The organism is Komarekiella delphini-convector SJRDD-AB1, from assembly GCF_014831675.1.
Lineage (GTDB): Bacteria > Cyanobacteriota > Cyanobacteriia > Cyanobacteriales > Nostocaceae > Komarekiella.
Genome location: NZ_VJXY01000068.1, coordinates 1 through 21,250, shown reverse-complemented (window position 1 = coordinate 21,250; position 21,250 = coordinate 1). Strand labels below are relative to the sequence as shown.

Here is a 21,250-nt window from a genome sequence, read left to right as displayed (position 1 = left end):
TTAAGGAGTTTTTGACAATGGCGACCCAACTTGACACACCATTTCCTAAAGAATTACGTACTCCAGAAAACTCAGCAAAAATCAGAATCATTATTAAGCAATGGACTCAACTCATAGCCTGGACTTGGACTAATTTTTTGGCATTTGAGCAAGATGAAACAAATAAGGAACAAGAGAAGGTTCTCAAAGAATACTTCAGCTCTATACTCAAAAAACAAGCCTTATTTCGTCTAGCAGCAATTGAATATGGCGATCCACAATCGGCTCAATCTGCGGAAGAAACAAGCAAAATTATCAAAGAAGTTATAACCTCAAATAAGACTGCACCAGGGATTAGCTTGACTTTGGCTGATGTCTACAAGCAACTTACTACGAATGATTATATTTTCACTGATCCTCTTGTACAAGATTTTCGCTTTGAAGTAACAGTCGATTCGTTTACTGGCAACATTTCCTATGAGTATGATGAAGAAAGAAAGGAGAAATATGTTGCTATTATTGCTTATCCACCGCGTCCCGCATTGAGTGAATTTACTGTTACAGAAGACCAGTTGAAAGATTGGATGCAAGACAATCTTAGTGGTAATTATCTTCCTCCTTCTGTATATATTCCTGTTTCTGGGTCATAAGTTTTACAAATTTAATTGATGACAAAAATCGAGGTAGAAATAGAAGAAAAATTCTTTCTACTCTACCTCTTTTCTTGCATATAAATCTTGCGTTGGCATTCTGCTGTCGCGTAACCATAAGCAAATATGTTTAGAAAACCGAAGTTTAAATCTCGCTTTCGTGTGGAAACGGTTGAAGAAGAAGGTGTATTTCTTTTGTCTGAAAGAGGTGCGATAATACTTCGCGATCGCCTCTATCAGTTGTTAGTTCCTTTACTTGACAAAAATCTAACTACTGATGAAATTGCAGAGCAACTCCAAGATAAGCTACCAGCACCCTACATTTATTACGCTCTCATGGAGTTAAAGCAAAAAGGCTATCTCATCGAAAATGAGGAGGTTTTGCCTGCAAATATAGCCGTATTTTGCGAGCATTTGAACGTTAATCTAGAAAACGCCCGCCATCGGTTGCAAACAACTAAAGTAGCCGTCAAGGCTCTAGGGACACCGTTTGCTTTAGAATTTATTGCTACCCTTGAATCGCTGCAAATTCAAGTCGCAGAAGAAGCAGACTTAGAAGTTGTCTTGACCGACGACTACTTGCGAACAGAACTAGTAGAAATTAATCAAAAAAACTTGGCGCGATCGCGTCCTTGGATGTTAGTTAAACCGACGGGAACTATAATCTGGATCGGGCCGGTCTTTCATCCCCACAAAACGGGTTGTTGGGAATGTCTATCCCAACGCTTGCAAGGTAATCGTCCAGTTGAAGGGTTTATCCAGAGACGCAAGAATTACGCATTACCTTTAACGCCACCTTTGGCTAACCTACCCTCAACGCTGCAAACTGCTCTGTCAATGGCTGCGACTGAAATCCTCAAATGGATTATCCAAGGAGAAAATAAACGCCTCAAAGGGGTGCTTGTAACCCATGACACCCTGGCACTGGAGACGCAGAACCACACCCTGATTAGACGCCCTCAGTGTCCCGTCTGTGGCATCATTAAACAAGAGCATCGCCAGCCTCTACCTGTAGTATTTGGTAGTAGAAAGAAAACTTTTACTGCTGATGGTGGACATCGCTGCTTAGAACCTGAAGCAACTTTTGAAAAATATCAACAGCATATTAGCCCCATCACTGGAATTGTGCGAGAGTTTGGGAAACTTTCCCGTAATTTGAATGGTTTAACGCCCACCTATTTTGCTAAGCATCATTTTGCCTCGATGTTTGATGACTTGAGTGTATTAGAGCAAAACATTGGTGGTAGAAGTGCCGGAAAAGGCAGAACGGACGCGCAAGCAAGAGCTAGTGGTTTTTGCGAAGCCATTGAGAGGTATTCTGGCGTTTTTCAGGGAGACGAAATTAGAGTCAAAAACAGTTATCAAAAAATGGCCGACAAGGCTATCCATCCTAATATCTGCATGAACTTCAGCCAAGCTCAATACGATAACCGGGAAAAATGGAATGCCTATTGTGCCAGTTTCTTTCAGAGAGTTCCCGAACCTTTTAACGAAGAAAGAGAAATTGAGTGGACGCCTGTTTGGTCTGTGACTCACCAATGTTTCAAATACTTACCGACTGCTTATTGTTATTTTGGCTATCCTCTGTCTTCTGAGCCAAACTGTTGGGCAGATACCAACGGTTGTGCAGCAGGTAATACCTTGGAAGAAGCTACCGTTCAGGGTTTTATGGAATTGGTGGAGCGAGATAGTGTCGCCTTGTGGTGGTATAATCGCATTTCCAGACCGGGGGTAGATTTAGAAAGTTTTAACGAGCCGTATTTTCAAGCCCTGAAAAGTTACTACCAATCTATCCATCGTGAACTCTGGGTTCTTGATATTACTAGCGACCTGAATATTCCTACCTTTACTGCAATTAGTCGTAGGAACGATGTCAAAGTAGAAGACATAATTTTAGGCTTTGGTACTCACTTCGATCCCAAGCTTGCCATTCAAAGAGCTCTCACGGAAATGAATCAAATTCTTCCTGCTGTTTTAGCTTCTCATGCCGATGGCACAACTCAATATGCTGCTTCGGCTGAACCACCTGTTTTAGATTGGTGGAAAACGGCAACACTCGAAAATCAGCCTTACCTAGCACCCGATAACAATATTGCCCCGAAAGTGCATTCTAACTATCCTCAGATTGAGCACAATGACCTGCTAGATGATATTAAGCTTTGCCAGCAAATTATTCAGCAACGTGGCATGGAAATGCTCATCCTCAACCAAACTCGTCCAGATATTGGATTGAAAGTTGTCAAAGTTATCGTTCCAGGAATGCGCCACTTCTGGAAGCGCCTAGGAGCGGGTCGGCTTTATGAGGTTCCGGTACAACTGGGTTGGTTGAAAGAACCTATTCCAGAGGAGCAGCTTAATCCATTCCCAATGTGGATGTAAAGCACTCTTAGTTATGTTGTCTGCGAAAAGGTAAATTCAAACTTAACTCTTAAGTGAAAGGTGTTGCCTAGTTGTTCATCACATTAATTCTGATAGGTGAACTCATTCTTAAATCTCTTTTTTTCTCTTTCTCTGTGTTCTCTGTCTTGAAAAGTTCAGATCGGAGGAAACCTCCGCTCCGACTTTTCGCTGCGCCTCTGCGGTTCGTTCCTTAACCTCTGATAACTAATGCGATAGACCACTAGTAGTCCGCCACACCAACTTTGATGGGTTAATAAGTTCGTAGTCAGGACTTTAGTCCTTGGCTTGAGCGCTGAAGCGCTCACTACGAACCTAGCAAAGTCCAGGGTATTAGTATTTGCTCTAAAACTTATTTTGACTATAAATATGCTTAAAGGATATAAAATTATTGATGCAGATTCCCACGTTTACGAGCCATACCAAATGTGGGAAGAGTATTTGGAACCTGCATTTAAAAGCTTTGCCCCATCTCCAGATTTTACGATTAAAGGTGAGGAAATTCTCAACAAATACTCTGATTTGCTTCGCCTTGAAGGAGCCAAACAAGTTACTCAAGCTTATCCCCTATCTTGGCTTAATAGCTTTGACTCAGAATCTCATGTATTAGCAATGAAGCAGATGGGGGTTGACGTTTCGTTTGTCTATCCGACGTATTTTTCATGGATGATTGCTGTAGATAACATGGCTCCTCAACTGGCTGGGGCATTTGTTCGTGCTTATAATAATTGGCTACGAGACTTTTGCAGCTATGACCCGCAAATTCTGCGAGGTGTGGGAGTTGTGAATTTACATGCACCGGAAGAAATAGTAACTGAGTTGCAGCGGGTGGCAGATTTTGGCTGGAAGGCGGTGTTTTTGCGCCCTAACCTCGTTAAAGGGCGATCGCTAAGTAGCCCCGCCTACGAACCATTTTGGACAAAGTGCGAGGAATTGGGCATTGCAGTTAGCTTGCACGAAGGAACTCACTCTCGCCTACCCACTGCTGGTGCTGATCGCTTTAACACCCGCTTTGCTCTACACGCCTGCTCTCATCCACTAGAGCAGATGATGGCACTGTTGTCTCTCATCGAAGGCGGAGTCTTGGAGCGCCATCCTCACCTCAAAGTCGGATTTATGGAGTCTGGCTGTGGCTGGCTCCCTTACTGGCTATGGCGACTTGATCGCGAGTACGAAGACTTGCAATGGGAAATTGGAGACATCGTAAAAATGAAGCCTTCAGAGTATTTCCGCCGTCAGTGCTTTATTGCGATTGAACCTTCAGAGCCTTATCTAAATGAGATTCTTGAGTTTCTGGGTTCAGATAATTTAATCTTTGGTTCCGACTACCCCCACATGGATCACAAGACAGATATTGTCGCAGATATGGTAGATCTACAAGAGAAACTCCCCAAAAACACCATACAGAAAATTCTTTGGGATAACCCTGCTCGTTTCTACGGTTTGGAGTAAGAACTTAAATTAGTAAACAGTAAACAGTAAACAGTAAACAGTGGTCAGAAAAAAACTGATGACTGTTAAACAACGTTTGCTACTAATCGACTTTGGGTTATTAGTTTTCACTTAGAAGCGATCGCCCCCTTAGTGGTTCTCCTTAAACCCAATTATCTTAACTGATTACTGATTACTGTTTACTGATAACTGTTAAAGAACTATGGGTTATGATACATCATAATCTTGGCAACGGCTGAGATGCTTGTACTGACAATCTCTTGGTTGATCAGGGAAATCTTTTGAGTGACTTGTAATTGACCAGACGGTAAACAAAGAGTGCTGTTTTGGAGGAAAACTGAAAATGAGTGCGATACCTTTGGTGAGCTTCGCTAACGCAGATTACCAAATTATCTCCAAGATTTATGAAAGTGCTAATTCATTAGTTTATCGAGCTGTTCTTAACTCTAGCACTCAACCTGTTATCCTCAAAGTTCTTAAGGAAGATTACCCAATTCCTTCAGAACTGACTCGATACAAACAAGAGTACGAAATCACTCGCTCTCTAAAAATTGATGGAGTGATTAAAGCTTACAACTTACTCCCCTATAAAAGCACCTTAGCAATGGTTTTGGAGGACTTTGGTGGCAAATCGTTAGATATTTTGATGAACTCTCAAAAGTTTGCACTCTCAGAATTTCTCTACATTGCCATTCAGATTTCTCAGACGCTAAACGAGATTCACGCTGCTAGTGTAATTCACAAAGATATCACTCCTGCTAATATCGTTTTTAATGTAAAAACTAAGCAACTCAAAATTATTGACTTTGGCATCTCCACAGTATTTACGCGAGAAAATCCGACAATTAAAAATCCTAATGTCTTAGAAGGAACGTTAGCTTATCTGTCGCCAGAACAAACCGGCAGAATGAATCGAGCACTCGATTACAGTACTGACTTTTATTCCCTCGGTGCAACCTTTTACAAGTTACTTACTCAAAGGCTACCTTTTGAAACCAATGATCCTTTGGAGTTAGTTCACTGTCACATCGCCAAACAACCTATTTCTCCCCACGAAGCCAATCCAGAAATTCCTCAAGCCGTCTCTAATATCGTCATGAAGTTGCTAGCAAAAACGTCTGAAGAACGGTATCAGAGCGCATTGGGACTAAAAGCGGATTTAGAAGAATGTCTGGCGCAGTTACAGCACGGACAAATTTCAGAGTTTCCTCTGGCTCGTCATGATATTTCTGACCGATTCAAAATTCCGCAAAAGCTCTACGGTCGAGAAGCAGAAATAGAAACTCTCCTCTCAACATTTAAGCGGATTGCTGAACGCGACCACCAAGAGCAAGTAGAAAATATAGCAGGTCAGAAGCGAATTGAAATGACGTTAGTTGGTGGTTATTCCGGCATTGGTAAATCTGTACTAGTGCAGGAACTTTACAAACCCATAACACAGCAGCGCGGCTACTTTATATCTGGCAAATTTGACCAATTTCAGCGTAATATCCCTTATTCTGCTGTTATATTGGCATTTCAATCACTGGTACGCCAACTTTTAGCTGAAAGCGAATCTCAACTGGCTCAGTGGCGCGAAAAACTCCTGGCGGCTGTCGGTGTTAATGGACAAGTAATTATTGACGTTATTCCTGAAATAGAACTAATTATCGGTTCTCAGCAGCCGGTGCAACCACTAGAACCAACTGAGGCACAAAATCGCTTCAATGCAGTCTTCCAGAATTTTATCCGGGTTTTTTGTCAGCGATCGCACCCTCTAGTTATTTTCCTTGATGACTTGCAATGGGCTGACTCTGGCAGCCTCAAGCTACTTGAGGTGATGATGACTGACGATAACATGGAGTATTTATTACTACTGGGAGCTTATCGTGATAATGAAGTTGGCCCCAATCATCCCGCATCGCTAGCCCTTGCTCGCTTGAGGCAGCAAGGGGGGATTATTAATTGTATCAATCTTCAACCCTTAAAGTTGGAGGAAATCACTCAGATAATTGCAGACACCCTCCATAGTGATCAAGAAACAGTCAAATTATTAGCGCAATTAGTCTATCAGAAGACTTCAGGAAATCCCTTTTTTATCAATGAATTTCTCAAAACTATTTATCAAGAAAATCTCCTAACTTTTGACCGAGAGCAAAAATGCTGGCAATGGAATATTACTCACATCGAGTCCCTCAACATCACAGAAAACGTAGTGGACTTGATGCTCGGTAAGCTCAAAAAACTCTCAGATACAACTCAGAAAGCATTACGTTTAGCTGCTTGTATTGGTAACAGTTTTGACCTTAATACATTGGCAATTATTGACGAGAAATCTGCACATGAAACTTTTAAAAATCTTTTACCAGCTATTCAGTTGGGGTTGGTTCAGACTATCTCGGAGCTAGAAACAACTTCAAACACACCAATTGACTCTGAATTAATTATTCAAAATTATAAATTTCGGCATGACCGAGTACAACAGGCTGCTTATGAACTAATTGATGAAGGTCAAAAAAAAGCAGTTCACTTACAAATCGGCAGGCTATTGCTTGCTAATATCAGTAAAACAGAGCGTGAAGAAAAAGTTTTTACTTTGGTCGATCATCTTAATCAGGGACGAGAGTTGATCAAGAGCACGGCTGAAAAGAAAGAATTAGCAGAATTGAATTTACGTGCTGGCAAAAAAGCCAAAGAAGCAACTGCATACACTGCATCTAGAGACTACCTAATTATTTGCAAAAATGAGTTTCCAGGTGATATTTGGCAAGAGCGCTACGAAATGGCTCTTGACCTTTACAAAGAACTAGCAGAAGTCGAGTATCTAAATGGTAATTTTGAGCAGTCTCAGTCTTTGCTGGAAATGTCACTTAAGCGGGTAAAATCAGCTCTTGATGGCACAGACTTTTACTACTTACAAATTGTTCAATATACCCTGTTAGGACGAATCAGCGAGGGAGTTGAGTTGGGGCGAACTGCGCTGAGGCTATTAGGAATCGACCTATCAGCAGAGAACTTACAAGCAGCTTTCGAGGCTGAGCTTGCAGAATATCGCCAAAATTTAGGTGAGCGAGCGATCGCTTCTTTATATGACAATCCAGAAATGGAGATATCAGAGAAAAGGGCAGCCTTAAAAATACTAACTCGTATCTTCCCAGCTGCTTGGATTTTAGATCCAGCTTTGAGAAATCTGGTTGCAACTAAACTAGCTAATCTTAATATCAAATACGGCAATATGGAAAAATCTTCAATGGGCTATAGCTTTTTTGGCGTAGTTAATACCCATGTGTTGCGAGACTATCGTTCAGGTTATGAATATAGCTCTCTTGGCATGAAGCTAGCTGATAAATATCAGGACTGGTCTTGTAAGAATGCAGCTACCCAAATTCACGGCAGTTTCACTATGCACTGGTTGAAACACATTAAGCTGTCTGAGAAAGTTAATACTGAAGGTGCTGATGCCGGATTGCAAGTTGGTGAGTTACAACTTGTGGGGTATACCTTTACTTACAACTTGTACAATCTTATTTGTCAAGGTAGAAGTTTAGACTCTCTTTTAAAGGAAGCGTCTCGCAGTTTGCTATTTAGTCAAGAAACTCAAAATCAGTGGGCAATTAATTGTATATTGGGTGCTAAAATTCTCATCCAAAATTTAGTAGGTCTTACCCAAGATAAACTGTGTTTTGACACAGAACAGACAGAAGAATCTGGTTTTTTAGCAGCTTGTGAACAAGATAAAACCCTGGCAGCAATCTGCTTTTATTGCATTTACAAAGCTCAGATTCTCTATTTATATGGTGAGCCAATTGAGTTAATTTTTCTAGAAAAAGCGGAAGAGTTGGTTGACTACATTCCTGGAACGATCGCGATCGCTGAGCATAATTTTTACTACTCGCTAACGCTAACTGCTCTCTATTCCCAAGCTTCATCAGATGAACAAGATAAGTACTGGCAACAACTAGAAACCAATCAACAGCGGATGAAAGAATGGGCAGACATCTGCCCAGAAAACTTCTTGCATAAATATCTTTTAGTAGCAGCAGAAATGCTTCGTATTTCTGGTCAATGGTATGAAGCCGTAGATTTATATGATCAAGCCATTGAATCCGCCAAAGAAAATGAATTCATCCAGAACGAAGCTTTGGCTAATGAACTAGCAGCCAAATTTTGGTTGCAACGAGGAAAAGAAGAGTTTGCCAAACTCTACATGAGAAAAGCCTACCAAGGCTACCAAATTTGGGGTGCAAAACGTAAGGTAGAGGACTTAGATCAGAAATATCCGCAGTGGTTAACTTCTACATCATTCGCCAGCAAAACAACTTTCAGCAGTACTTCAACAAATACCAACAGTTCCGGTGAAGCATTAGATTTAGCCACGGTGCTAAAAGCCTCGCAAACGATTTCTGGTGAAATCGTTCTGAGCAAGTTACTGCAAAATATGATGAAAACTGTAATTGAGAATGCTGGTGCTGAAAAAGGTTTTCTGATTTTGGAAAAAGAGGGTCACTGGTTTATAGAAGCTGAAGGGGCAGTGAATTCTGATGATGTTACTATCTTGCAATCAGTTCCAGTAGACTCTGTTGATGCTCAGCAAATCCCTCTTTTATCAGCCGCTATCATCAACTATGTCGCTCATACTCAAGAAAATATAGTCTTAAATGACGCTATAAATGAAGGACTATTTACTCGCGATCGCTACATTACCATTACTCAACCCAAATCGATTCTTTGTACTCCCCTAATTCATCAAGGCAAACTGAGCGGCATTTTATATTTAGAAAATAATTTAACAACAGGCGCTTTTACTAGCGATCGCGTCGAAATCTTAAAAATCCTTTCAGCTCAAGCTGCTATCTCTATTGAAAATTCCCGTCTCTATGAACAGTTAGAGGGTTACAGCCGAACTCTAGAACAGAAAGTAGAGGTAAGAACCCAAGAATTACAAGATAAAAATCAGGAGTTAGCTAGCATCCTGCAAACGCTGAAAGCCACGCAAGCTCAGATTATCGCCCAAGAGAAATTGGCTTCTCTGGGAGCTTTAACAGCGGGTATCGCCCATGAGATCAAAAATCCCTTAAACTTTGTTAACAACTTTGCCGAGCTTTCTGTTGAGTTGACTCAGGAACTATGCGAAGAGATGAAAAATCAAAAAGACCGCTTAGCTCCAGAAAGCAGAGAATATATTGAGGAGATTTTGAACGATCTCAAACAAAATGCTCAAAAAATCCATGAACATGGTACTAGATCTGACAATATTGTTAGTGGGATGCTGATGCACTCAAGAGGGCAATCAGGCGATCGGCAAATGACAAACATTAACGCCTTACTAGCGGAAGCGATCGAACTTGCCTATCACGGAATGCGTGCCAAGGATGCTTCTTTCAAGATAAATATAGAAACCGATTATGATAATGAGATTAAAAAATTGAATGTCGTACCGCAGAATATTAGTCGCGCTTTTATAAATGTAATCAATAACGCTTGCTACGCAGCGCATAAAAAGAAGATGCGTTTTTCAAAACTAGGACAAGAAGGTGAGGACTTTTTACCTACACTCTCAGTCAGTACTAAAAATTTGGGTGAGCATATAGAAATTCGCATTCGTGATAACGGCGAAGGCATTCCCCAAGAAGCATTAGATAAAATATTTAATCCCTTTTTCACCACTAAACCTACTGGTGAAGGAACTGGCTTAGGTTTATCTATTACTCACGATATCATTGTCCAGCAGCACCAAGGGAAAATTCTCGTAGAAACCGAAGTAGGCAACTATACAGAGTTTATCATCGCTTTGCTTAACAGCAAGTAACTTCAAAAAAGATAGAACTTAAAGGTTATTTGTCAAGTTAAGCTCATCCCACCCCGCCAAGTCGCTGGGATAACACGAAAGACTGTTGACAGCTGGCTGTTAACTGTCAACGGTCTAAAAAGGCGTCTTTCATCACCTACCGAGAAGGAATGGGTTTTCCCGACGCCTTTTTATAAATTTGCTTTATGTTGCAATAATTCACTTAATTCTATCTCATGCATAATAAGCCTTACGTTCACCGATAAAATAAGTAGAAGGGTGTTATTGATTGACATTCTTGTAACTACTGTGTTCATTTTGTCAATACGTAAGTCATAAATGAAAATAATGATTGTAGACGACGAACAAGATGTTCAATTCTTGTTTAGGCAGAAATTTAGAAGAGAACTTAAAGAAAATCAAATTAAATTATATTTTGCTTTTTCAGCAGAGGAAGCGTTGGAACGTTTACAAAGTAAACTAATTAATTGCCCAATTTTGATTGTCACCGATATTAATATGCCTGGAATGAACGGGCTAGAAATGCTCAAAATTATTAAAGATAATTACCCTAATTTGAAAGTAATTATTATTACTGCTTATGATGATGAACATAATTACCTGACTGCTAAAAAATATGGAGCTGATGATTATATTACTAAACCAATTGAATTTGATAAATTAAAGGAAAAAATACTCAAATTATAAATATTCGCAATCAGATAATAAACTATGCTAGCTAAAATACTGGTTGTGGATGATGAGCCTGATTTAGAACTATTGCTCCGCCAAAAATTTAGAAAAAAAATTCGTGAAAAGCAATTTCAGTTGATTTTTGCTCGGAATGGTATAGAAGCACTAGAAAAGCTGCAAGTTGAACCGCATATAGATATTGTATTAACCGATATTTATATGCCAGAAATGGATGGATTAACTTTAATCACCAAGCTCAATGAGTTATATCCGATCATTAAAGCAGTAATTATTTCTGCTTATGGTGATGTTGAAAATATCAGAACGGCGATGAATAGCGGTGCTTTTGACTTTCTGACTAAGCCGATTAATTTTCAGGATTTAGAAATTACCACCAATAAAACTCTGCAACATGTGCGGCAGATGAAAGCGGCAAAGGAACAAGAACTTCTAGCACAGCAAGCTCAAGCGGAATTATTAACCCGTCTGCAACAAGAGGTTACGGTGCGCCAACGGGCCGAAGAAGCATTGCGCGAAAGCGAGGCTAGGCTAGCTCAATTTCTGGAAGCTTTGCCAGTGGGTATCTTTGTAATTAATGGTAACGGTCAACCTCAATACGCTAATCAAACTGCTCAACAGATACTTGGTAAGGGAATTGTCACCGGAGCCACAAAAGATCAATTGAGCAAGATTTATCAAGCCTATTTAGTGGGAAGAGAGGAGTTATATCCTACAGAACAGCACCCCATTGTACAGGCATTGAGTGGCAAAAGTGCCACTGTCGATAATATGGAGATTCACCATGGAAAGAAGATTATCCCTTTGGAGGTATCAGCTACTCCAATTTTTGATGAGAAAGGTGAAATTATCTATGCGATCGCTGCCTTTCAAGATATCACACAACGCAAAAGGTCAGAAGCCGAGCGGATTCGGTTGATCTTAGAACTGGAAGTCAAAAATTTTGCCTTGCACGAAGCTAAAAACGCATTAGCCAAATCCAACTTGAATTTAGAACAAAAAGTCAAAAAGCGCACTCAAGAACTGTCACAAACTCTAGAAATTCTTAAAGCTACCCAAGCCGAACTCGTATTTGAAAACGCACTACTCAAAAGTGCAGAACAACCCTCAACTTTTGATTATCAAGTTGGGGGAAGTTTGCCGATGGATGCTCCTACTTATGTAGTGCGCTCCGCAGATCGTTATCTCTACAAAGCGTTGAAGCGGGGAGAGTTTTGTTACGTCCTGAATACACGGCAAATGGGTAAATCCAGCTTGATGGTTCGTATGATACACCATCTTCAGCAAGAAGGATTTAGCTGTGCAGCGATTGACATCACCCGTCTTGGCAGCGAAAACATCACTCCCGCTCAATGGTACAAGGGATTCATAGTAGAGTTGTGGCAAAGTTTTGATTTGCTAGAAAAGATAAATTTTAAAGCTTGGTGGAATGACCAAAAAGATTTATCGCCTGTTCAGTGTTTAAGTCGATTTATAGAAGATATCATACTAACTCAAGTTAAAAGTGAAAGAATTTGTATTTTTGTGGATGAAATTGATAGTGTTCTATCCTTAAAATTTCCTGTTAATGATTTTTTTACTTTAATTCGTTTCTGCTATAACCAGCGCAGTATTAATCCAGAATATCGGCGTTTAACTTTTGCCCTTTTTGGAGTTGCCACACCTTCAGATTTGATTACTGACTATCAAAGAACTTCTTTTAATATTGGTCAGGCAATTCAACTAAATGGCTTTCAAATGCATGAAGCTCAACCTTTATTACAAGGATTGACTCAGAAAGTTAGCAATCCTCAAGTAGTGCTCAATGAAGTTTTATCCTGGACAAGTGGTCAGCCTTTTCTCACTCAAAAGCTCTGTAAGCTCATCCGCAGTTCTTTATCTCCTATTCCCACAAACAGTGAAGCAGAGTGGATTGAGAATTTAGTGCAGATGAATGTGATCAACAATTGGGAATCTCAGGATGAGCCAGAGCATTTGAAAACTATTCGCGATCGCATTCTCAAAAATACTCGAAAACCAGTTTGTCTACTAAACCTCTATCGACAAATTTTACATCAAGGCAAAATCGTTTCAGTTGATAGTCCAGAGGAAAGAGAATTGCTCTTGTCAGGGTTAGTGGTTAAGCAACAAGGTTATCTGAAAGTCCATAACCGGATTTATCAACTGATTTTTAATACTAGTTGGATTGATGCGTGTATTTAAAAGCTAACTATTGTTACCTCATTTCCCTACTCGCCATCGAGTTACTTCTAATAGTTTGACACTGGCATAAATTGCATCAATGTAGGGCGTAGGAGTCTGAGTTAGTTGCCCCAATTCTGCTACTGCGCCGACAATGGCCTCTATCTCCGTAGAGCGCCCGGCTTCAATATCCTGTAGCATTGAGGTTTTGTGAGCACCGACATTTTCTGCTCCATTAATTCGTTGTTCCAAACTAATGCCAAACTTAATATCTAACTTTTCGGCGATCGCTTGGGCTTCACGCATCATTTGCCGCGCTAGTTCACGGGTGAGGGGATACTGACAAATTTGCTCTAGAGTCGCACCAGTCAAGGCGCTGATCGGATTAAATGCCAGATTCCCCCACAACTTAATCCAGATTTCGGTGCGAATTTGATTCCGTACAGGTGCTTTGAATCCTGCTTGCTTCAAAGCCTGTGCTAACAACTGGATGCGTTCTGTTTTGCTACCGTCGATTTCACCTAAAGTAAAGCGATCGCCTTCAATATGCTTGATCACACCTGGTTCAACTATCTGAGTTGCTGGGTAAACGACACAACCAATCACCCGCTCTGCACCGATGTGAGTTTCAATAATCCCATCCGGGTCAACAGAATGAATGCGTGTACCTTCATATTCACCACCATGTTGGCGAAAGTACCACCAAGGAACGCCATTTTGAGCTGTTACCACTATTGTGTGAGCATTATAAAGAGATGGTAGAGAAGGAGCGATCGCTGCAACACTTTGAGCTTTAACAGCCAGAATCACTACATCCTGTTTTACTGCTTGATAAATATCGCTGGTTGCAAGAGTCGGAGTAGCTATCTGGCTAGAACCATCTGCCATGATTAGCCTCAGTCCATTTTTTTGAATTGCTTCTAGGTGAGAACCACGAGCAATCAGCGTCACTGCTTCACCTGCTAGTGCTAATTTTGCTCCTAGATAACCACCAATAGCACCCGCGCCTACAATACAGATTTTCATGATTAGTTTTAGCAACACACTGTTGAGCTTAGCGCGACATTAATTTCTCACTTCAATCTACCGTCTTGTTACCATCACTAACTCATAATTTTCTCTGTATTTACTTAGTCAGCTTTGATTACTAAGTAGGCAAGTATAGTTAAACATTAAATAAAATCCTAGTTCGTAAGTGAGATTCATCGCTCAAAACAAGGATTATCAGGACTAAAGTCCCTACTACAAACTTTAATTTATTTACACCTAGCTACTTATACGTCTTTAAATTATTGTCGTACTTTTCATTAAGAGTTTATATCTTTACTATTTGATTTCGTGAAATATGCGGGTTATTAGTTGATTTATTCAAAAAAAATTTTGTTCACTGTAATTCAGTAATATTTCTCTTTTCAGAACGATATATATAAAACTAAATTATTAATAATTGTGCTGAGTTAGTTGATGACTAAGATTAGATTATTACAAGTGCATCTATTTGCAGAATATTTAGTCTTTTAGATTAAACTGCATTAAAAAGTGAATATTTTCCTAAATAGTATTTTTTTTGATATTGTAAAAAGTTATTTGGGAAAGATAGCAGATTTTATTTTTGACTGATAACCAGCACAAAAATTTCAAATTTTAAATACCTATTAACAGATTTTGGAAATCTTCATGCAGCAATATATTTGGAATTTACTAATACTCGGATTGGGTGCTTCTACTTTCATTATTACTCCATGTAATGCTCAAACTCCAGTGGAGTCAAATAGCAAAAATACCAATAATATTAGTTCCACTTCTTCTGAGCAAACTCCCGCCATAATAGAATTGAGTGATTCTGCCAGTTCTACTAATAGCGAACTACCTATCTTCACAGAGGCTACTCCTAACTCTTCTGTTTCTAGCGCCAGTATAGCTGCAACTAAGCCTAAGCCACGTATTCCAATATTCAGTAGAGTTTTTCCTTCACCTTCTATGCAGCAGTAATCAACTGGTAAACATTTAGGCGAATGGCTCTGACCTTTCGCTTCTTTCAGACTTCTCTTTGCCTGCCCTAGTTAAATCAGTAAATAGTAAACAGTTGGGGGATTATGTTTACTGTTTACCGTTTACTGTTAACTGTTAACTGTTAAAAAAGCTTATTCCATTAGCCCACGAAAGTGGGCTTTATTTTTGCAGGCGAGCTAGTGCGTTAATGTGCTTAGTTTTACTCAGCACTATTTCGCTCAACAGTCTTTTGAGATACCTTCAGATGCAAAACGTAAATTGGTGATTAGCGGTAGTAGTTTACAATAAAGAACTGTAATAAGAAAAATATTGTTAAGGTAATTTAGTGAGTCCAACTGCTCAATCCACGGCAACTGCACGTCGTGTGGTATTTCCTTTTACGGCAATTGTGGGACAGGAAGAAATGAAACTGGCCCTACTATTGAACGTGATTGACCCCAAAATTGGTGGTGTAATGATCATGGGCGATCGCGGCACTGGCAAATCCACAACTATCCGGGCGCTGGCCGACCTACTACCAGAAATTTCTGTGGTGGCTAATGACCCCTTTAATAGTGACCCCAGTGACCCCGATGTGATGAGCGATGAAGTCCGCCAACTCTTAGAACAAGGTGCGGAAATTCCCATAGCTCACAAAAAAGTCCAAATGGTAGACCTGCCACTGGGAGCCACAGAAGACCGAGTTTGCGGTACTATCGACATTGAGAAAGCCTTATCTGAAGGCGTCAAGGCTTTTGAACCGGGCCTGCTAGCAAAAGCTAACCGGGGCATTCTCTACGTGGATGAAGTCAACCTACTAGATGACCACCTTGTAGACGTGCTACTCGATTCTGCTGCAAGTGGCTGGAACACTGTAGAACGAGAAGGTATTTCAATTCGTCACCCAGCGCGTTTCGTGCTTGTGGGTTCTGGAAACCCAGAAGAAGGTGAACTACGCCCCCAACTCCTAGACCGTTTTGGAATGCACGCAGAAATCCATACGGTTAAAGAACCAATCTTGCGGGTGCAAATTGTGGAGCAACGGGCAGAATTTGACCAAAATCCTCCAGCTTTTCTGGAAAAATACAAACCTCAGCAAGAAGCATTACAAGAGCAAATTATCAATGCTCAGCAACTTTTGCCAGAGGTAAAAATTGACTATGATTTGCGGGTAAAAATTTCTGAAGTCTGCTCAGAACTGGATGTAGATGGTTTGCGGGGTGATATCGTCAGCAACCGTGCCGCTAAAGCCTTAACAGCATTTGAAGGACGTAACGAAGTTACAGTTGATGATATCCGCAGAGTGATTACGCTGTGTCTACGTCACAGACTACGGAAAGACCCCTTGGAATCGATTGATAGTGGTTACAAAGTTGCAAAAGCTTTTAGTCGCGTTTTTGGTGTCGAACTACCAGAAGATGATACTGCACAGAAAAATGGCGCAGGTCAAAAGTTAGGAGCCAGGAGTTAGGGGTTAGGAGATAGGAGAGCAGGGCAAGCAGGGGGAGAACTTTGTACTCCTAACTCTTAACTCAGCACTCCTGACTCAGTAAGGGTTAAACGCCCAGCTACCGCTAACACGACTCAGCACTGATTATGAGATTTTGGAATTTTTGGTTAAACAGCTTTATTTTAGCTAGCCAATACAATCCGCCTCGGTTTGTAGAGTTATTGATGCTGTTGCTAGCGATCGCTATGCTGGCAATAGCGAGTATTTTACCTGACAGACCATATTTAATCTTAGGTTTGAGCTTAGTAGTTGGGGCATCTATTTCCATCTTAGTGCGAGAAGCGATCGCCCCCTCACCCCAGACACGAATGACCCAACTCACAGCATTACTGTTGCTGTTTATCAGCCTTTATGGTTTTGCTGACTTAATTTACACTCTTTAATTTGTCCTTTGTAATTTGTCATTTGTACAAAGCTAATGACTAATGACTCCACCCCTGCATTTCCACTAATTCCATACACAAGTCATTAATTTGCTCTAAGTCAGGTTTATGAGGTAGAGTAGATTGTTCGTAAACAACTTCCATTTCGGCGACTAAATCTTCTGCCATTTTCATCACCTGATCATAAGAATATTCGCCCTTGAGGATAGCTTTTAAATCTTCAACATCATCAGCAATCCTCCTATCAACAATCACTTCTCCTCGTCGCAATATTTCTACTCCACTGCGTAGTAATCTAATGCAGTGCATCCCATGTTTGAGGTCAAAACCTGACTTTCTTTCCATTTCTGCTCTAGCCGGATTTCTATTTTCTTGCCAAGATAAGTAAGCTTTCCACTCTCTTAAAGCTATTTGATAATTTTGACTTTTCTGAAGCAAGCGGATAAAATCTTTCCGACTATTTGTTAACTTCTGGGTATACTCTAAAGTTTCATCAGGTAAAGTATATTGTTTCAACATACCTTTGAAATCAATATCTGCCGTCAGTAGTTTGTATAATTGCTCAGCTTCTTCTAAAAACTCAATTCGCCCTCTAATTAAGTTATAAAGATACTCCAGAAAAGCGTTTAGCTCATCTTTACTAAGAGGTGCTTCGTCTTCTATAGCAAAATCAGATGGTATTGGTTTCTTTTGCGGTGGCTTTAACAACCACTTACGATGAGTTTCCATCTTTTTGATTTGAGCAAAAGCGTAACCAGTGTAAGTATGCTTAACTTTCTTGCTCAAAAATAGCTGTCTATAATTAATTAAGTGCTGCCCTACTGGTGTTAAAACAGGGTAGTTATTTAACCAAAGCAATTCTAAAACATTAGGATTTGCTCCCGATAATAACTGGATAATTTTTCTTAATTCATATATAACCGTGTCTTTATTGCCATCTATGAAGGGAAATATTCCTGGTTCATCCCAACCTCCATCTTTTTGTTCTATACGATCAAATCCTAAGTAGTACTTCTTAGGTGCAATAAACACTCCCCGATAATCTAAGTCTGAATCAGGACGATTTAAACCATAGCCGTGGCTACCTGCCAAACCAATTAAAATAGTTCTTTGCTCAACTTCTATTCTTTTCATATCAACCGATTAAAATATAGCTATGCTAACTCATGAATTAAGCAGTATAGGCTGCGATATCTTGCAGCATTCTCAATTAGTGTCCTGAGTAAAGAATTCTCTTATAGATCCCCTTGCTTCCCCAGCTCCCCCAACTTTCTTCTAGTACGCTACAACATAAAAAACTCTCTGCTAAACCCGTGAAAAAACGAGTAACACTCACCTTTCCAAAACGCGCTGTCCAAATGCCAATTACTTACCTATTGGCTAAAGAGTTTAATGTCGCTGCCAATATTATCCGCGCCCAAGTTGCCCCAAATCAAATTGGCAAACTGGTAGTAGAACTAGCAGGGGACATTGATCAGTTGGATGCTGCAATTGAGTGGATGCGATCGCGAAATATCAATGTATCTCATACCTTGGGCGAAATTGTCATTGATCCAGATGTATGTGTCCACTGTGGTTTGTGTACTGGGGTTTGTCCCACCGAAGCCCTCACCCTCAACCCCGAAACATTCAAACTCGTATTCACGCGATCGCGCTGCATTGTCTGCGAACAGTGTATCCCCACTTGTCCTGTACAAGCAATCTCAACTAATCTCTAGCCGACAAGCTTTAATACATCCGCCATTACACCACTATCACCCACCAGCCTAGTTTTTGCCGGAGAGTCATAAACTATCAATAACGAAGGTACGCCAGTTACATCCTGAAAAAGCGTCATTCCCTCAGCATGATCTTCCCGATTTCCATAGGGAATATCTTGCACGAACTCTGGATTGCTGAAGACATTTTCTCGCAAATTCACGCCATTTCTCCAACGATAAACTTGCACAGGCCCATCTAAATCCATCGTCGGCCCAGCTAAAATTAACAAGTCTGTACCATCAACGCACAAATCCCGAATTCCCAAACCATTCAACCAGACTAAATGCTTTTTATATACTTCATTCGCCTCTCCAATTTGTTGCAGTGTCAGGAGTCCAGGGCTAGAATCTTTTAGTTCAATTTCTAGCACCATAGCCCAACCCCGCAATACAGGGCCACGTAAACCTAGAAAAATGCGGTTTTGATAAATAGCTATTCCTTCAATATCAAAGCCGTTATCTTTTCCAGGAATTCCTGCTTTAATAAAAAATCCCAAATGGGGATCATTTGCTAAAGCTGCCATCAGTAAGTTACCCTGGTTATTCACTTCCAGTTTAGCGGCACTCAACAGCACATCTGGATTTTGAGGATGTGGGCAAGATGAAAGTAATTTGCCATCTACCAAAGGAATACGTCCTAAGAGGTAACGGTTGGGTTCTGATTCAATTTTTGCCAGCCTTTTTAAGTTTTTTACATCGGTATTATCAGGTTTACTTTTTTTGCGCTTGTAGCTATGAGAACCAACAAACCATAAGTAATAATCTGTAGAAGCAAGTCCTTCTATATCAATTTCCTGGTCTTCTGGTGCAGGTAAACTGATAAATTCTGCTACCCGAAATTGTTGGTGGTCTGTAGTTTTATCAGTACCAACTAAAGAAAGACGTTCAATAGTTGAGGTTTCATCTGACCCAAACCATAAACCCTTTCGGTCAGTTAGCAATAATGCTGATAAATCTTCTCTATGTTCTTTAAAACAATCACCAAAAGTTAGGAGAACTTGATTAATCAAATGTGAGTTAGACATTTTACATGATCTCTCTGAATTACGAAGATGTTAATCATGCTGTTCTAATGTTTTATTTAATACTCAGCAATTATAATTCATCATAAACCATAATTTATATATAAATAGCAATAGTAATATTTATATTTATACCTTTGATAGATTGGCATTTTTTAATAAAAACAACAAGCATCAATAGTTATAATACTTCGCAATATCACTGTAGTAAAATTAAATCTCAAAACATACATACAAATTTTTAACTAATGTTATTATGCAATGATCTGTTTAGGTATTTAATCAAAAATCAGTTATGGAATTAGCCACCCAACCCACCGTAGAAACTCTTGGGGAGTACGCCTACCAAGCAATTCAAAAACACTTGAAGAAAACCTTGAAGTGGGAAAAAGCAGTTAAGAAAGATGAAGATCCAGAAGCACTGCACCAAATGCGAGTGGGGATGCGTCGCCTACGTACTGCCGTCAGTAGGTTGAGTATAGCGTTGGATTTGCCAAAGTCAGTTAGTGATAAAAATATTGGTAAAATAGCTCGTCGTCTTGGTAATCTCCGAGATTTAGACGTGCTCAAAGAAACTTTGGAAACGAATTACAAACCAAACTTACCGCGCAAAGAACAACCATCTTTGCAAACAGCTTTCACTGCTTTAGCTAAACAACGTGAAGATGCACTATCGAATGTGCAAAAAACTTTAAAGGATGACCCTTACAAATCTCTAAAAGACGAATTGAATGATTGGTTGGATAAACCCAGTTATCAACCTTTAGCATCAATTGCCATTCAGCAAGTACTACCAGATTTACTTTTACCGGAAGTGAGTAGTTTCTTGCTACATCCGGGTTGGTTAGTTGGTACTCAATTTGTAGAATCGGAGGTAACAATTCAGACTAACTGGAAACCAGAAAAGATAGAAAAACAATTGACAGAGCAAGGTGAAAGTCTTCATAGTCTGCGAAAAGAAGCTAAACGCATACGTTACCAGATGGAGTTATTTACTGACTTATATGGTGAATCTTATGCGGCTTATCTTACAGAGGTAAAAAATATCCAAGAAATTTTAGGTACGATGCAAGATAGTGTAGTTTTAACTGAGTGGCTCGCGGATATCTTCAAGTCAGAAATTCACACTCAGATGCCTACGCTTGCTACTTTGCTAACCGAAAATCGTTATCAGTCATGGCAGCAATGGCAACCCTTGCAAGAGCGATATCTGAAAGCTGAAACTAGACATAGCTTTCATTTAACAATATTGCACCCCCTGTGATTTGGGGAAAGGGTAAAGGGTAAATTCAAACATGCACCCCTTTAACCGAGAAGTAGATACCGTTGGCGAATTCCCCAAGCAGCTAAACTGAACCGATTAGTTCAGAAATGAACCGATTGAGAGCCTTCTGAGCAGTTTTATACCCAGTAGCTTGCTTACCTAACTTCAGTTGGGACAAAATG

General features: G+C 40.1%; 14 protein-coding genes. 11 read left to right on the top strand and 3 right to left on the bottom strand.

Annotation, left to right across the window (positions count from 1 at the left end):
* The first annotated feature begins 17 nt into the window (after window positions 1-17).
* The 6 genes from FNW02_RS33300 to FNW02_RS33275 all read left to right on the top strand — a co-directional run bounded on the left by FNW02_RS33300 (window position 18) and on the right by FNW02_RS33275 (window position 13,158).
* Entirely contained in the window at window positions 18-629 is a 612-nt protein-coding gene (locus FNW02_RS33300) for a hypothetical protein (RefSeq protein WP_191761812.1), read from the top strand.
* A 126-nt stretch (window positions 630-755) separates the two neighbouring features.
* Window positions 756-3,008: a TOMM precursor leader peptide-binding protein gene (locus FNW02_RS33295; protein WP_191761811.1), complete on the top strand. Its 2,253-nt coding sequence runs from the start codon at window positions 756-758 to the stop codon at window positions 3,006-3,008.
* 387 nt (window positions 3,009-3,395) lie between these two features.
* The gene (locus tag FNW02_RS33290; RefSeq protein ID WP_191761810.1) at window positions 3,396-4,478 is read left to right on the top strand and encodes an amidohydrolase family protein; all 1,083 of its coding nucleotides are present in this window, start codon (window positions 3,396-3,398) and stop codon (window positions 4,476-4,478) included.
* Between the two features lie 343 nt (window positions 4,479-4,821).
* Window positions 4,822-10,266 (top strand): trifunctional serine/threonine-protein kinase/ATP-binding protein/sensor histidine kinase, encoded by a 5,445-nt coding sequence (locus tag FNW02_RS33285; protein WP_191761809.1) that lies wholly within the window; start codon window positions 4,822-4,824, stop codon window positions 10,264-10,266.
* Window positions 10,267-10,584: 318 nt separating this feature from the next.
* A complete protein-coding gene (locus tag FNW02_RS33280; protein WP_191761808.1) occupies window positions 10,585-10,953 on the top strand; it encodes a response regulator in 369 nt (122 codons plus the stop codon).
* Window positions 10,954-10,977: 24 nt separating this feature from the next.
* A complete protein-coding gene (locus FNW02_RS33275; RefSeq protein WP_191761807.1) occupies window positions 10,978-13,158 on the top strand; it encodes an AAA-like domain-containing protein in 2,181 nt (726 codons plus the stop codon).
* An 18-nt stretch (window positions 13,159-13,176) separates the two neighbouring features.
* Here FNW02_RS33275 and FNW02_RS33270 read toward each other — a convergent pair whose 3' ends face one another.
* Window positions 13,177-14,163, bottom strand: a complete 987-nt coding sequence (locus FNW02_RS33270) for a 2-dehydropantoate 2-reductase (RefSeq protein ID WP_191761806.1) — start codon at window positions 14,161-14,163, stop codon at window positions 13,177-13,179.
* 651 nt (window positions 14,164-14,814) lie between these two features.
* Between FNW02_RS33270 and FNW02_RS33265 the strand changes: the two genes are divergently transcribed.
* The 3 genes from FNW02_RS33265 (at window position 14,815) to FNW02_RS33255 (ending at window position 17,022) form a co-directional block, all read left to right on the top strand.
* A complete protein-coding gene (locus FNW02_RS33265; protein ID WP_191761805.1) occupies window positions 14,815-15,129 on the top strand; it encodes a hypothetical protein in 315 nt (104 codons plus the stop codon).
* A 346-nt stretch (window positions 15,130-15,475) separates the two neighbouring features.
* On the top strand, window positions 15,476-16,600 hold the full coding sequence (gene bchI / locus FNW02_RS33260) for a magnesium chelatase ATPase subunit I (RefSeq protein WP_191761804.1): 1,125 nt from the start codon (window positions 15,476-15,478) through the stop codon (window positions 16,598-16,600).
* A gap of 125 nt (window positions 16,601-16,725) precedes the next feature.
* On the top strand, window positions 16,726-17,022 hold the full coding sequence (locus FNW02_RS33255) for a hypothetical protein (RefSeq protein WP_191761802.1): 297 nt from the start codon (window positions 16,726-16,728) through the stop codon (window positions 17,020-17,022).
* A gap of 39 nt (window positions 17,023-17,061) precedes the next feature.
* Here FNW02_RS33255 and FNW02_RS33250 read toward each other — a convergent pair whose 3' ends face one another.
* Window positions 17,062-18,156 carry a nucleotidyltransferase domain-containing protein gene (locus tag FNW02_RS33250; RefSeq protein ID WP_191761800.1) on the bottom strand — a complete coding sequence of 365 codons (1,095 nt, stop codon included), beginning with the start codon at window positions 18,154-18,156 and terminating at the stop codon, window positions 17,062-17,064.
* A gap of 179 nt (window positions 18,157-18,335) precedes the next feature.
* Here FNW02_RS33250 and FNW02_RS33245 point away from each other — a divergent pair, with 179 nt between their 5' ends.
* The gene (locus FNW02_RS33245; RefSeq protein WP_191761799.1) at window positions 18,336-18,740 is read left to right on the top strand and encodes an NIL domain-containing protein; all 405 of its coding nucleotides are present in this window, start codon (window positions 18,336-18,338) and stop codon (window positions 18,738-18,740) included.
* On the opposite strand, the gene FNW02_RS33240 is transcribed toward FNW02_RS33245, so the two are convergent.
* Window positions 18,737-19,807: a DUF3616 domain-containing protein gene (locus FNW02_RS33240; RefSeq protein WP_191761797.1), complete on the bottom strand. Its 1,071-nt coding sequence runs from the start codon at window positions 19,805-19,807 to the stop codon at window positions 18,737-18,739. The two genes, FNW02_RS33245 and FNW02_RS33240, sit on opposite strands and share 4 nt — an antisense overlap.
* A 292-nt stretch (window positions 19,808-20,099) precedes the next feature.
* Between FNW02_RS33240 and FNW02_RS33235 the strand changes: the two genes are divergently transcribed.
* Entirely contained in the window at window positions 20,100-21,068 is a 969-nt protein-coding gene (locus tag FNW02_RS33235) for a CHAD domain-containing protein (protein WP_191761795.1), read from the top strand.
* Window positions 21,069-21,250 lie beyond the last annotated feature (182 nt).

Excerpts from the sequence above, each read along its gene's own strand:
- FNW02_RS33235 (WP_191761795.1), top strand. The coding sequence starts at position 20,100 with ATGGAATTAGCCACCCAACCCACCGTAGAAACTCTTGGGGAGTACGCC.
- FNW02_RS33240 (WP_191761797.1), bottom strand. The coding sequence starts at position 19,807 with ATGTCTAACTCACATTTGATTAATCAAGTTCTCCTAACTTTTGGTGAT.
- FNW02_RS33250 (WP_191761800.1), bottom strand. The coding sequence starts at position 18,156 with ATGAAAAGAATAGAAGTTGAGCAAAGAACTATTTTAATTGGTTTGGCA.
- FNW02_RS33255 (WP_191761802.1), top strand. The coding sequence starts at position 16,726 with ATGAGATTTTGGAATTTTTGGTTAAACAGCTTTATTTTAGCTAGCCAA.
- FNW02_RS33285 (WP_191761809.1), top strand. The coding sequence starts at position 4,822 with ATGAGTGCGATACCTTTGGTGAGCTTCGCTAACGCAGATTACCAAATT.
- FNW02_RS33290 (WP_191761810.1), top strand. The coding sequence starts at position 3,396 with ATGCTTAAAGGATATAAAATTATTGATGCAGATTCCCACGTTTACGAG.
- FNW02_RS33295 (WP_191761811.1), top strand. The coding sequence starts at position 756 with ATGTTTAGAAAACCGAAGTTTAAATCTCGCTTTCGTGTGGAAACGGTT.
- FNW02_RS33270 (WP_191761806.1), bottom strand. The coding sequence starts at position 14,163 with ATGAAAATCTGTATTGTAGGCGCGGGTGCTATTGGTGGTTATCTAGGA.
- FNW02_RS33275 (WP_191761807.1), top strand. The coding sequence starts at position 10,978 with ATGCTAGCTAAAATACTGGTTGTGGATGATGAGCCTGATTTAGAACTA.
- FNW02_RS33300 (WP_191761812.1), top strand. The coding sequence starts at position 18 with ATGGCGACCCAACTTGACACACCATTTCCTAAAGAATTACGTACTCCA.
- FNW02_RS33265 (WP_191761805.1), top strand. The coding sequence starts at position 14,815 with ATGCAGCAATATATTTGGAATTTACTAATACTCGGATTGGGTGCTTCT.
- FNW02_RS33280 (WP_191761808.1), top strand. The coding sequence starts at position 10,585 with ATGAAAATAATGATTGTAGACGACGAACAAGATGTTCAATTCTTGTTT.